General features: G+C 38.1%; 15 protein-coding genes. 13 read left to right on the forward strand and 2 right to left on the reverse strand.

Annotated features, from left to right (window positions below):
• Positions 1–2 precede the first annotated feature (2 nt).
• Complete coding sequence (locus HRK21_RS10830) at positions 3–863, forward strand: NAD(P)-dependent oxidoreductase (protein ID WP_070006831.1); 861 nt, start codon at positions 3–5, stop codon at positions 861–863.
• A gap of 41 nt (positions 864–904) precedes the next feature.
• Here HRK21_RS10830 and HRK21_RS10835 read toward each other — a convergent pair whose 3' ends face one another.
• Positions 905–2050 carry an aminotransferase class I/II-fold pyridoxal phosphate-dependent enzyme gene (locus tag HRK21_RS10835; RefSeq protein WP_070006832.1) on the reverse strand — a complete coding sequence of 382 codons (1146 nt, stop codon included), beginning with the start codon at positions 2048–2050 and terminating at the stop codon, positions 905–907.
• 219 nt (positions 2051–2269) lie between these two features.
• On the opposite strand from HRK21_RS10835, the gene HRK21_RS10840 reads away from it, so the two are divergent.
• The 6 genes from HRK21_RS10840 (at position 2270) to HRK21_RS10865 (ending at position 6496) form a co-directional block, all read left to right on the forward strand.
• Entirely contained in the window at positions 2270–2491 is a 222-nt protein-coding gene (locus HRK21_RS10840; protein WP_003738605.1) for a hypothetical protein, read from the forward strand.
• A 304-nt stretch (positions 2492–2795) separates the two neighbouring features.
• Positions 2796–3029: a YkuJ family protein gene (locus HRK21_RS10845; protein ID WP_003719227.1), complete on the forward strand. Its 234-nt coding sequence runs from the start codon at positions 2796–2798 to the stop codon at positions 3027–3029.
• Between the two features lie 202 nt (positions 3030–3231).
• Positions 3232–3684, forward strand: a complete 453-nt coding sequence (gene cbpB, locus HRK21_RS10850; protein ID WP_003726554.1) for a cyclic-di-AMP-binding protein CbpB — start codon at positions 3232–3234, stop codon at positions 3682–3684.
• Positions 3681–4559 (forward strand): transcriptional regulator CcpC, encoded by an 879-nt coding sequence (gene ccpC / locus HRK21_RS10855; protein WP_003738606.1) that lies wholly within the window; start codon positions 3681–3683, stop codon positions 4557–4559. The genes cbpB and ccpC overlap by 4 nt, the downstream gene beginning before the upstream one ends.
• 47 nt (positions 4560–4606) lie before the next feature.
• The gene (gene dapD, locus HRK21_RS10860) at positions 4607–5317 is read left to right on the forward strand and encodes a 2,3,4,5-tetrahydropyridine-2,6-dicarboxylate N-acetyltransferase (protein ID WP_003729819.1); all 711 of its coding nucleotides are present in this window, start codon (positions 4607–4609) and stop codon (positions 5315–5317) included.
• Between the two features lie 63 nt (positions 5318–5380).
• Entirely contained in the window at positions 5381–6496 is a 1116-nt protein-coding gene (locus HRK21_RS10865) for an N-acetyldiaminopimelate deacetylase (protein WP_070006833.1), read from the forward strand.
• A 43-nt stretch (positions 6497–6539) separates the two neighbouring features.
• Here HRK21_RS10865 and HRK21_RS10870 read toward each other — a convergent pair whose 3' ends face one another.
• Positions 6540–7385: a mechanosensitive ion channel family protein gene (locus tag HRK21_RS10870; RefSeq protein ID WP_031695194.1), complete on the reverse strand. Its 846-nt coding sequence runs from the start codon at positions 7383–7385 to the stop codon at positions 6540–6542.
• A 367-nt stretch (positions 7386–7752) separates the two neighbouring features.
• Here HRK21_RS10870 and HRK21_RS10875 point away from each other — a divergent pair, with 367 nt between their 5' ends.
• The 6 genes from HRK21_RS10875 to HRK21_RS10900 all read left to right on the forward strand — a co-directional run bounded on the left by HRK21_RS10875 (position 7753) and on the right by HRK21_RS10900 (position 13071).
• Positions 7753–8946 (forward strand): quaternary amine ABC transporter ATP-binding protein, encoded by a 1194-nt coding sequence (locus HRK21_RS10875; protein ID WP_070006834.1) that lies wholly within the window; start codon positions 7753–7755, stop codon positions 8944–8946.
• Complete coding sequence (locus HRK21_RS10880; RefSeq protein ID WP_003722879.1) at positions 8939–9787, forward strand: ABC transporter permease; 849 nt, start codon at positions 8939–8941, stop codon at positions 9785–9787. The genes HRK21_RS10875 and HRK21_RS10880 overlap by 8 nt, the downstream gene beginning before the upstream one ends.
• Before the next feature lie 13 nt (positions 9788–9800).
• Positions 9801–10703, forward strand: coding sequence for a glycine betaine ABC transporter substrate-binding protein (locus HRK21_RS10885; RefSeq protein WP_070006835.1), 903 nt, complete (start codon positions 9801–9803; stop codon positions 10701–10703).
• A 114-nt stretch (positions 10704–10817) separates the two neighbouring features.
• Positions 10818–11309, forward strand: coding sequence for a PTS sugar transporter subunit IIA (locus tag HRK21_RS10890; protein ID WP_003738611.1), 492 nt, complete (start codon positions 10818–10820; stop codon positions 11307–11309).
• A gap of 113 nt (positions 11310–11422) precedes the next feature.
• The gene (locus HRK21_RS10895) at positions 11423–12118 is read left to right on the forward strand and encodes a copper homeostasis protein CutC (RefSeq protein ID WP_003738612.1); all 696 of its coding nucleotides are present in this window, start codon (positions 11423–11425) and stop codon (positions 12116–12118) included.
• Between the two features lie 80 nt (positions 12119–12198).
• On the forward strand, positions 12199–13071 hold the full coding sequence (locus HRK21_RS10900) for a CvfB family protein (protein WP_003730128.1): 873 nt from the start codon (positions 12199–12201) through the stop codon (positions 13069–13071).
• Positions 13072–13106: the final 35 nt, after the last annotated feature.

Here is a 13106-nt window from a genome sequence, read left to right on the forward strand (position 1 = left end):
TAATGGAGAAAATTGGATTTGTTGGTACTGGTGTGATGGGTTCCAGTATGGCAGCGCATTTGTTGGAGGCTGGTTATGAAGTATCAGTGTATACTCGCACAAAAACAAAAGCAAAAGATTTAATTGACAAGGGACCGATCTGGACAGACACACCTGGAGAGTTGGCTAGTAAGGTGGATATATTGATTTCAATGGTTGGTTATCCAAAAGATGTGGAAGAGCTTTACTTAGGAGAAAATGGCTTTTTAGAAAATTTAGCGGTTGGGACAGTAGCAATCGATATGACAACTTCTTCACCAGCATTAGCTAAAAAAATAGCCAGATTAGGTCTTGAAAAAGGTATTGGTGTGTTGGATGCTCCTGTTTCAGGTGGTGACATCGGTGCAAGAAATGGCACGCTATCAATTATGGTCGGCGGATCTGAAGAAGTATTTTTAAAAGTAAAATCGATTTTTGATATTCTGGGTAGTAGTGTTGTTTTGCAAGGGGATGCTGGTGCCGGACAACACACCAAAATGGTGAATCAAATTGCGATTGCTTCCAACATGATAGGTGTGACTGAAGCCATCATTTATGCGGAAGCGGCTGGACTTAATCCATCACGTGTTCTGGATTCGATTTCAGGTGGTGCTGCTGGCAGTTGGTCGCTTACAAACTTGATTCCGCGCGTACTTAAAGATGATTTTTCTCCGGGATTCTTTATTAAACATTTCATTAAAGATATGGGAATCGCGATTTCAGAAGCAAGACAAATGGGATTAGAACTTCCCGGACTAACTTTAGCTGAAAAAATGTATCAAACGCTAGCAGAACAAGGTTTGAGTGAAGAAGGAACACAAGCACTCATCAAATATTATCGTTAAAAAAGAAATACCCACTAACTTAAGTTAGTGGGTATTTCTTTTTATTTTGCTACAAATTCAGCCATCCGATCTAATGCTTCAGCCAGATTGTTAAAAGAAGTAGCATAAGAAAGACGGAAGTAACGATCACCTTTTTCTGAAAAAGCATTTCCGGGAACTACCGCTACTTTGGCTTCCTCAGCAAGTTTTACAGCCCAATCGAAAGCATTTTCAGTTATTGTATCAGGAAGTTTGACAAAAAAGTAAAATGCACCATCTGGTGGAATAACGGTAAAGCCCATTTTTTCTAGCCGATCTTGGGTGAAATTAGCGCGTGTTTTGTATTCAGTGCGCATTTGAAAAGCATCGTCTTTGCCGTTAGTAAGGGCTTCTAGTGCTGCTTTTTGGGAAATGGAACTTGCGCAAGTAACCGAATATTGATGGATTTTCAGCATTTCTTGTGTCAGGGCTTCTGGGGCAAGTAAAAAGCCAATTCGCCAACCAATCATTGCGTGAGACTTTGATAAACCATTGATAACGATTGTCTGCTCTCTTAGTAAAGGTGCAATGCTCACGTGCTCCTCGTGATAAGTTAGTTCACTGTAAATCTCATCAGCAATGACAAAAATACCTGTTTCTTTTAATACTTCTGCTAATGCGAAAAGTTCTTTTTTAGAGAGTGTAACACCGGTCGGATTGGATGGATAAGGAATAATAAGTGCTTTTGTTTTTGGTGTGATATGTGCTCGTAATTGTTCAGGTGTTAATTTGAAATTAGTTCCGGTCGTATCTACTTTAACAGGATGCGCTTTATTTAACGTAATTAGAGGCTCGTAACCGGGATAAATAGGGTCTGGTAAGATAACTTCATCCCCAGGCTCCAAAATGGTTTGTAGTGCAACAGAGATGGCTTCTGTAGCACCAACCGTAACGATGATTTCTTTATTATTATAGGATAAGTCATATTTTTCATGAAAATAAGTAGAAGCAGCTTCGAGTAATTCTGGCATCCCGGCATTGGGCGTATAATTGGTGAAGTTTTCTTCTATTGCTAAAATAGCGGCTTGTTTAACATGCTCTGGCGTTGGAAAGTCTGGTTCACCAAGCGTTAAGCGAATCATATCAGGAATACCTGTCACTCGAGTATTGAAAGTTCTGATACCACTTACTTGAATATCGCGTAATTCTGGTCGAATAGATTTTGTCATTTTCGTCACCTTTCTTTATAAGAAAATCCCATGAAAATTAGGTGGGAGTAAGCTTCGTGATTTCATTCCATTATAGCTTAAAAAAGAAGAAAAGCAAAATGTCTGAAAATATACTTAAAAAACCTTGCACTTTTATGTAGAATGCTATAAGATAGTTTTAATAATGATAATCATTTTCAGTTAGAAATGATTACTTCAAAGTGGAAGGGGCCACCGGATATGACTAAACCAGGTAAATACGAAGCTCTCTTTTTTCCAACAAAAGATGGCTTGCTAAAAATACATGCTTATGGCTTTAATCCCTGTGGTTCATGGGGTGAAGTATTTGCAACAATCGGTAATCAAACTATATGCGTTAAAGGCTTCAATCGCCATAAAACTATCGTACGAGCGACAAAAATGATTATCAGCACTACTGCTAATCGAAAAAATGAATTTTAATTATCAAAGACTGTAAAAGGTTAACCACTTTTTATAGTCTTTTTTTTGGATAAAATAACGGCAAAATAGAACAAATCGTGTCTTTTAGGTTAATTTAAAATAATTTCTTTTTCTGAATATTTCCAGAACCCTTGCGTTATACGTGCGGTTTGCGATAAAATTTGGTAGTATAGTGAAAGAAATAAGATATGGCGAAAAAACCAGATATGAGGAAATATGTAAAAAAGCATTGCCACGCGCGTAGTAACAGCAAGGTATGCCAATTTTTGCACGTCAGATGGTGGATTTGAGAGGAGAGTGTAAGATGTCTCAGTTATTGGGAATTATTCAACGTTTACATGCAATGCAAGAAGATGAGTCGGCTGAAACACAAGCAAGACGTTTTGAAAAAAATGGTACGCCCGTGTGCGAAGTGAAGTTTTTTCAAGCTTCTAACTCATTTGAAGTAGAAATCTATGGCGACAATAGTAAATATCAATTCGATGATATTGATATGACTGCTATCGAAATTTTTGAAACGCTACAAGAAAACGAATAACATGGTGAAAATCGGTTAATCCGGTTATTTACTTAAGGGCTGTGAATTTTATCTTCACAGCTTTTTTTGTTTTCAAGCGCAAAATGAAAGAAATCAGACCAAATAGTATGGTAGAATAGGAGATGGAAAAGTTTCGTTTTATTTGGAAAAAGTTGAAAGAAACTTCGTAGAGCTTGAAAATAAAGGAAGAGGAAGATTCTAAATGATCTCAAATAGATTTGGGCAATTTATTGACAATGAACTAGCTGATTCAATGATTTCCGCTGAAAAGGTGGCTCATGTACAGCTTGGTAATAATTTAGAACATGCTTTACTTGTTTTAACTAAATGCGGTTATTCAGTTATTCCTGTGCTAGACTTTGAATTTAAACTCCATGGATTAATAAGTGCAGCAATGATCACGGATGCCATTCTTGGACTCGAACGTATTGAATTTGAACGGTTAGAGGATTTAAAAGTAGAAGATGTTATGCAGACCGATTTCCCAGTAATTAAAGATTTTAATAATAACGAGCGAATTGTTCACTTACTTGTGGATCATCCTTTTGTTTGCGTTGTAGATGCGGACCACCATTTTGAAGGAATAGTAACAAGACGTGTTGTTTTAAAACAAGTTAACCGTTATATCCATTTGCAGGTGGAGGAAAATAGATGATTGTAACAGAATATGAATTGCTTGTCTGTTTAGCTGAAGAACTTAATATGCGCAAAAGCGCGGAAAAACTTTTTTTAAGCCAACCCGCCTTATCGCAACGCTTACAAACAATTGAAAGTAGATGGAATACCAAAATTTTTATTCGTACACAAAAAGGGCTGTTGCTTACACCAGAAGGAGAAGCTATTGTTCGTCATGCATCTAGTGTCATTGAACGAGAACATACCATTCAAGAAAAACTGGAAGCAATGGAAGGTGTTGTCCGCGGAACGCTACGAATTGCTTGTGCAAGCGTAGTAGCGCAAATGTGGCTTCCTCGCGTTTTAAAAGCTTTTTCAAGAGCGTACCCGAATGTACAGATTTCACTTGTAACAGGATGGAGCAGTGAAGTGACGCAACAACTAGCCGCTGGAAATGTCCATATAGGTATTGTCCGAGGAAGTTCTACTTGGAAAAGTGTTCAAAAACCATTATTTAATGACAAATTAATTTTAGTAGATACGGAAATCACAAAGATTGAAGAAGTTTTTCAAACCAATCGACCATTTATCCAATTTCGCAGTGACTCGAATTATTATCAAGTTATTCAAGACTACTGGCAACGGAATTTCGGGAAAATGCCGCGTCAAGCGATGTTAATGGATCAGATGGAAACCTCTAGACAAATGGCTCTAAATGGTATTGGCTTTGCCATTTTGCCGGAAGTAACGATGTTAGGTTATCCAGATAAAATCAACAAAATTCCTTTAACAGAAAAAGATGGCTCGATTTTAAGTCGAGAAACAAATTTACTGACGTATGAACAATCACTCAGTTTACCACAAGTGAAGGCGTTTTTAGAAATAACAGATAAATTCCTTGAACAAGTTAAATAGCTATGGCAAAATAGAAAGCAGAACATATCGGAAGGGGACAAAAATTCATGGAACAAATGGATGCACACCAAATTATTTCTTTTATTCAAAATAGCAAGAAAGCAACACCTGTAAAAGTTTACCTTAAAGGGGACTTAGAAAAAATAGATTTCCCAAGTGATGTTAAAACTTTCATTACTGGAAATGCGGGAACTATTTTTGGAGAATGGGCAGTTGTTGAGCCATTATTAGAAGCAAATAAAGCGAATATTGAAGATTACGTTATCGAAAATGATCGTCGTAACTCAGCTATTCCTTTGTTAGATATGAAAAATATTAACGCGCGTATTGAGCCGGGCGCAGTTATTCGCGACCAAGTAACTATTGGCGATAATGCTGTAATTATGATGGGAGCAAGTATTAATATCGGTTCTGTTATCGGTGACGGTACGATGATTGATATGAATGTTGTTTTAGGCGGGCGTGCAACGGTTGGTAAAAATTGCCATATCGGAGCAGGTTCTGTGCTTGCTGGCGTAGTGGAACCACCATCCGCTCAACCAGTAATTGTAGAAGATAATGTAGTTGTTGGCGCGAATGTGGTTGTTTTAGAAGGCGTACGCATTGGTGAAGGTGCGGTTGTAGCAGCTGGCGCAATCGTTACAAAAGACGTAGCTCCTGGAACAGTTGTGGCTGGGATTCCTGCACGTGAACTTAAAAAATTAGATGCAAAAACAGCTTCTAAAACAGAAATCATGCAAGAACTTCGTCAACTTTAAAAATCAAAGGGAACTGTTTCGTCTGTTGGCGAAGCAGTCCTTTTTTAGAAGGAGAGAATTGCCGTGTTAAATGAATTTATTGCCATTCGACGTGAATTACACCAAATTCCTGAAACAGGTTATAAAGAGCTCAAAACTCAAGCTTATTTATTAGATTATATTAGCAAACTACCGAGTGAACATTTAGAAGTGAAAAAATGGCGCACGGGGATTTTAGTTTTAGTAAAAGGAACCAATCCTGAAAAAACTATCGGTTATCGTACCGATATTGATGCACTGCCCATTACAGAAGAAACTGGACTACCTTTTGCATCCAAACATCCTGGTAATATGCATGCTTGTGGGCACGATTTACATATGAGTATCGCGCTTGGTGTGTTAACACATTTTGCGAGTAAACCAGCCAAAGATAACTTACTTTTCGTATTTCAGCCTGCCGAAGAAGGACCAGGCGGTGCAAAACCAATCATGGAAAGCGCGGAATTTTCCGAGTGGCGACCAGACCGTATTTACGGACTTCATATCGCACCAGAGTACAAAGTTGGAGAAATTGCGATTAAGCCAGGTTTACTTTTTGCGAATACATCGGAACTTTTTATTTCGTTTAAAGGAAAAGGTGGCCATGCGGCGTATCCTCATTTGGCGAATGATATGGTTGTTGCGGCAAGTGCGTTTGTCGGACAAATGCAAACAATTATAAGCCGGAATATTGATCCAATGGATAGCGCGGTTATAACGATTGGACGGATTCATGGCGGCGAAATTCAAAATGTCATTGCGGAAACCGCTTATTTAGACGGAACCATTCGAACACTTTCCCCGAAAACCATGGAGATTGTTTGGACTCGTTTGAAACAACTGGCTAAAGGATGGGAAGAAGCCTACCAATGCGAAATTGAATTTCATCCTGGGTCAGATTATTACCAAGTTGACAACGATCCAGCTGAAACCGAAGAATTTATTCGCTTTTTGAAAGAACAATATCCAGAAAGTTATGTACCAGCTCGTTCAGCGATGACTGGAGAAGATTTTGGTTACTTTTTATCCGAAATTAAAGGGTTTATGTTTTGGTTAGGCGTAGACTCCGAGTACAGTTTACATCACGCGAAACTTAATCCAAAAGAAGAAGCTATTCCATTTGCAATTGATGTTTTAATCCATTTTTTGGAAAGTAAATAAAAAGACGTCAATTCGTTCTCTAAAGGAGCGAATTGGCGTCTTTTTAATTATTATTAGGTCCAAAAGTGCTAACAAAATTGAGTGGTAGTTCGATTTCGTTTTCTGCGAGTGCTTCACGAATATCTTTGAGTAGGTCACGTTGAACAGAATATTGCTCGCCGTTCACTGCTTTACCTACAACACGGATAATCATATTAGTTGCGTCAATGTTTTGCACACCTAATACGACAGGGGGCTCAACGATATTTTTATTTTCTTTTGCAGCTGCGTCACAAACCTCACCAATAATTTTAATTGCTTTTTCTGGATCCTCATGTGGACTAATTTGAATGTCCACCATCACACGCATATTACCGCGCGAATGATTACTAACGACCATAATTTGTCTGTTAGGAATGAAATGAAGTGTGCCATCAAAATCACGTACCTGTGTTGTTCTAAGTCCAAGTGCCTCTACTGTTCCATTAACTAGTCCAATGGTAATCGTATCACCAACATCGAGTTGCCGTTCTAGTAGAATAAAAAATCCAGTCACAACGTCACTAACAAGCCCTTGCGCACCAAAGGCAATGGCCAAACTAGCCACCCCAGCACTTGCAATAATCGCTGTAACATCCATAAAGTTCTGTAATAATAAAATCGCAAAAGTGAAGAATAAAACATAGCCGTAAAAATTAGAAATTAAGCTTTCTAATGTGTCCGCTCGCCCAACAGAAACTGCTTGTTGTTGCCGATATTTGCGGAAGAAACTACGAATAACTTTATTACCAACCACGCGAAAAATAAAATAAAGAACAACTAAAATGGCAATTTTTATTCCAACAGAAATAATATGGTTCCAAAATTGGTCCCAGTCAATAGAACTGAACCACTTTTTGAGTAAATTCATCTTTTGGTCCACATCCTTTGAAAGTTCTCCATCCATTTCATCTCCCCCTTCCTAATGAAATGTCCTTTTCTATTCTAACAAATTTTTTACAAAAATGCTGTTTTTAAAATAATTATCCCCAAAAAATGCGCTTTTTTCTTAAAAAATCCTCCTTTTTTGCAAAAAAAATTAAAAAACTGTTAGCCACTGTTGTTGTAAGATGGTGGCGCTTTCTTAAATGTTCAAAAATATGCAAACCAAACTGTATGATGTGAAACTAAGCCAGAACTTGTGTACAATGATAAATGTTATTGCTTTTTTTAAAGTGATATGGGCCGAATTTTTGCCTAGTAAATAATTCAATCTAAAAAAGAAAGGGGATTTTATTTTGAGCAAGATTAAAGTAGAAGAGCTAACGAAAATTTTTGGAAAAAAGGCTTCCAAAGCATCTTCTTTACTTTCTCAGGGGAAATCGAAAACAGATATTTTGAAAGAAGCAGGGGCGACTATTGGTGTTAATAAAGCATCTTTTAGCGTAGAAGAAGGAGAAATTTTCGTTATTATGGGGCTTTCTGGTAGTGGGAAGTCGACTTTGGTACGACTTTTAAACCGTCTAATTGAGCCTACGAGCGGAAAAATTTGGCTTGACGGAAAAGAACTATCTAGTCTAAATAAAAAAGAACTTTTGGAAGTCAGAAGAAAAAGCATGAGTATGGTCTTCCAAAACTTTGGTTTATTTCCGAATAGAACGATTAATCGTAACGTAGAATATGGGCTTGAAATTCAAGGAATGGACAAAGAAGAACGGGAGAAAAATGCAGCTGAATCGCTTGCACTTGTTGGTTTAGCTGGTTACGGCGATCAATATCCTTCGCAACTTTCTGGTGGGATGCAGCAACGTGTAGGTCTAGCTAGAGCACTTGCTAATAATCCAGACATTTTACTGATGGATGAAGCTTTCTCCGCGCTTGATCCACTTAACAGAAAAGATATGCAAGATCAATTACTAGATTTACAAGATAAAATGAAGAAAACAATTATCTTTATTACCCATGATTTGGATGAGGCACTGCGTATTGGCGACCACATCATGATTATGCGTGATGGATCTGTCGTTCAAACCGGTTCACCAGAAGAAATCCTGGCACATCCAGCAAATGAATACGTTGAAAAATTCATTGAAGATGTAGACCGTTCCAAGGTTTATACAGCGAGCAACGTCATGATACGTCCAGAAATCGTTAATTTTGAAAAAGATGGTCCTCGTGTTGCGCTTAAACGGATGCGTGAAGCTGGAACTTCCAGTGTATTCGTTGTTAAACGTAATCGTGAGCTAGTTGGTATTGTCCACGCAGCGGAAGTATCTAAATTAGTAAAAGAAAATATTACTTCGCTAGAAACAGCTTTACATCGTGATGTGCCAACAACTGGCCTAGATACGCCACTTGCAGAAATTATGGATACTATCTCGACAACAACGATTCCGATTGCTGTAACAGAAGATGGGAAATTAAAAGGAATTATTATTCGCGGATCCGTTCTGGCCGCACTTTCTGGAAACGAGGTGAACGTTAATGCCTAATATTCCAACGATTCCATTAGCTAGTTGGATTGACAAATTAGTGGATGGCTTAACGCAATTTGAAGGTTTTTTTAATGTAATTACAAATATCATAGGTGGGATTGTTGACGCGTTCCAATGGGTGTTCGATTTAGTGCCACCTTGGCTATTTATTATTTTACTTGTATTTGGCACATTCTGGGTGAACCGTAAAGGCAAAAAATGGGGTTTAATTATCTTTGAGGTTGTCGGTTTACTGTTAATTTGGAACTTAGATTTCTGGCGCGACATGACACAAACATTAACGCTCGTCCTGACAAGTAGTTTAATTGCCCTTGTTATTGGGGTTCCGCTTGGTATTTGGATGGCGAAAAGCAATATTGTTGAAAGTATCTTCAAACCGGTACTCGATTTTATGCAAACTATGCCAGCCTTTGTTTACTTAATTCCAGCCGTAGCATTTTTCGGAATTGGGATGGTTCCAGGGGTTGTGGCTTCTGTTATTTTCGCCATGCCTCCAACTGTTCGTATGACTAACCTAGGTATTCGTCAAGTTTCAACAGAGCTTGTGGAAGCAGCCGATTCGTTCGGTTCAACACCTTGGCAAAAACTTTGGAAAGTACAGCTGCCAATGGCGAAATCAACCATGATGGCTGGTATTAACCAAAGTATCATGTTAGCACTTTCCATGGTCGTAATTGCTTCGATGATTGGTGCAATGGGACTTGGAACACGTGTTTACTTCGCAGTAGGACGTAACGATGCTGGCGGCGGATTTGTAGCTGGGATTGCGATTGTTATTGTAGCAATCATCCTAGACCGTCTGACACAAGCTTTCAATAAAAAAGCGAAATCAGAATAAGGAGGAGAGTAGATTGCTAAAAAAATTAATCACCACCGCAGTTTTGGCTATGCTTATTTTCACTTTAGCAGCCTGCGGGACAACCCTTGCTCCTTATGACGCGAAAAAAGATTTAGGCGAACAAATCAATTATACAATCACAGGAATTGATGCTGGAGCAGGAATTATGCTTGCAACACAAAATGCGATTAAAGATTATCATTTAGATGATGATAATTGGCAATTACAAACAAGTTCCACTGCGGCAATGACAAGTACACTTCAAAAAGCGATGAAAGATAAGCGTCCGATTGTTGTGACTGGTTGGACCCCGCACTGGATGTTTACAAAATTTGATTTAAAATTTTTAGATGATCCAAAAAACGTATATGGAAATGCAGAAAATATCCACACCATTGTACGTAAAGGCTTAAAAGAAGATAAACCTTCCGCGTACCAAGTGCTAGATAACTTCTTCTGGACTGCGGAAGATATGTCTGAAGTAATGCTTGAAGTTAATGACGGTGTAGATCCAGAAGAAGCCGCTAAAAAATGGATTAAAAATAATCCAGAAAAAGTGGCGAAATGGACGGATGGCGTGGAAAAAGTAGATGGCGAAGAAATCAAGTTAACGTATGTTGCTTGGGATTCTGAAATTGCTTCCACAAATGTCGTTGCAGAAGCATTAAAACAAGTTGGCTACAAACCAACGATTCAAGCAATGGAAATTCAACCGATGTGGGCATCCGTTGCAACGAATGCAGCTGATGGTATGGTTGCAGCATGGCTTCCAAATACTTCCGGAATCTATTACAAAGATTATAAAGGAAAATTTGAAGATTTAGGACCAAATTTAAAAGGTGCTAAAATTGGTCTAGCAGTACCGAAATACATGACAAACATGAATTCCATTGAAGATTTAAAAACAAGTAAATAAACTTTTAAAAAGGCATGAAGAAAATCAAGTGATGCTTGATAGTTTCTCCGTGCCTTTTTTTCTCTATAAGGGTAAAATAGTAGTTAATTCATGAAATTGCTAGGAGGAAGATGAATGTTTAAAAAATTATTAAAGAAATCAAAACAAGAAATACTATTCGCTCACGTAACTGGACAGGTTATTGCATTAGAAGATGTTCCAGATCCAGTTTTTAATCAAAAAATGATGGGAGAAGGCATTGCGATTAAACCAGAAACAGGCACCATTGTTGCTCCAATAGACGGAAAAATTATTCAGCTTGCAGAAACAAAACATGCTTTTGGCATTCGTACGGATATGGGACAAGAAATTCTTGTACATATCGGCTTAGAAACCGTGTCCTTAAATGGAGAAGGGTTCAACGTGTTAGTAAGTGTAGGAGATAAAGTGAGAGTAGGCGACCCTATTGTAGAAGCTGACTTTGACTTTATTGAAAAAAATGCTGCAAGTACTGTTGTACCAATGGTTATTACGAATAGTGCAGAAGGTAAATATGATTTTGATTTCCATACTGTCACAAAAGTAGAAGCAGGAAAAACCGAAGTCATTATAACTAATTTAAAATAATGAAACAAAAATCCGTGGAGAGGTAATTTTCTTTTCATGGATTTTTTAGTATTCAACCATGCCTTAAAAGGGTAGAATGAAGATAATTAGTCAATAAAAGGAGCGGAAAAAATATGTTAGAAGTGATAGTACAAAATCCAAGAGATGCATACTTAGCGGAAAAATACGGGGCAAATAGAATGGAAGTAGTTTCAGCAATAAGTGAAGGCGGCTTGACGCCAAGTTACGGAGCTATTAAAGAAATTGTGCGTGCTTCTAAATTACCAGCAATGATGATGATTCGGCCGCATAGTTTTTCTTTTGTCTATGATGATGCAGCTAGAATAGTCATGGAACGAGACATTGAACTTGCGAAAGAAGTTGGCGTGCAAGGGATTGTTTATGGTGGTATTACAGCAGACGGCGATATCGATCAAGCTCTTCTCGAAAAAATAATAGAATGGAAAGGTGATTTGGACCTAACTTTTCACCGGGCGCTAGAAGCAACTAAAGATATCGAAGCAAGTTATCAAGTTTTACGTACATACGGAAAAGACATCAAGCAATTATTAACTTCAGGCGGGACAGCAAGCGCACTTGATTCCTTGCCTCGCTTAAAACGCTGGATTCAAGATAGCGAAGCACAACCAGATTCTTTCCAAATTTTAGTTGGAAGTGGCGTTAAACCAGAAAACATCGCGACCTTCCAAGCGACTTTAAATCATACTGATTATCATGTTGGAAGTGCAGCTAGAGAAGCAAATGATTTTTCCAAAGACATTCTAAAAGAAAACATTGATATTTTACAGCAACAAATAAACAAAGATTGATTCTTTGTAGTAGGTAGCCTTACAAGCTTAGATAAGCTATAATGAAACAAGACTATTCTTAAGAAAAAGGTGGAAAAAAAGTGAATAACTATATTGGCAAAAGCCAAGTAATGACAGTGAAAGAAATCAAAGATACAGGCTGGCTCCTTGAAAAAGACGGAGTAACTGTTTTTTTATCTAAATCAAATACGCATGAAACGGAACTTGCTGTTGGAGCAGAGGTAACCGTATTTATTTTTGTGGACTATGACCGCGAAATTGCGGCAACAACAATTATTCCAAAAATCCAAGTAGGACATTACGGCTGGGGAACAGTAACAGAAGTACGTAAACATTTAGGTGTTTTTGTCGATATTGGCATTGAAAAAGATGTGGTGGTATCTTTAGACGACTTACCTGCTTTACCCCACTTGTGGCCTAAAAAAGAAGATCGCGTAATGATTGCACTGCGTGTAGACGAAGAAAATCGCGTGTGGGGTGTTCTTGCAGAAGAAGAACAATTTCGCGCAATTGCCGTTCGAGCGGAGCAAGATTTATTTAACCAAAATATCGAAGGAACTATTTATCGTTTATTAAAAGTCGGTTCATTTGTCTTTACAGATGATTTCCATATTGGTTTTATTCATGAAAGTGAACGAACTTCTGAACCAAGAATGGGCGAACGTGTAAAAGCTCGTGTTATCGCTGTAAAACCAGATGGCTCTCTTAATTTATCGCTTCGTGGTAGAGCACATGAAGTCTTAAATGATGATGCGGAAATGATTTTAACTTATTTGCGAAGTGTTGGCGGAGAAATGCCATTCGGAGATAAATCAGATCCAGATGCCATTCGTGCCAAATTTGGTATTAGTAAAGCCCAATTCAAGCGTGCAATTGGCACTCTTTTAAAAGCAAGACGAATCACTCAAGAGAATGGTGTTGTTACAAAAATAACGGAAGAAACATCGGACTAAAGTAGTAGGGGATGTTCCAACTAGCGCGGTTGTTT

Origin of the sequence: Listeria monocytogenes, from assembly GCF_013282665.1 — a bacterium.
Taxonomy (GTDB): domain Bacteria; phylum Bacillota; class Bacilli; order Lactobacillales; family Listeriaceae; genus Listeria; species Listeria monocytogenes_C.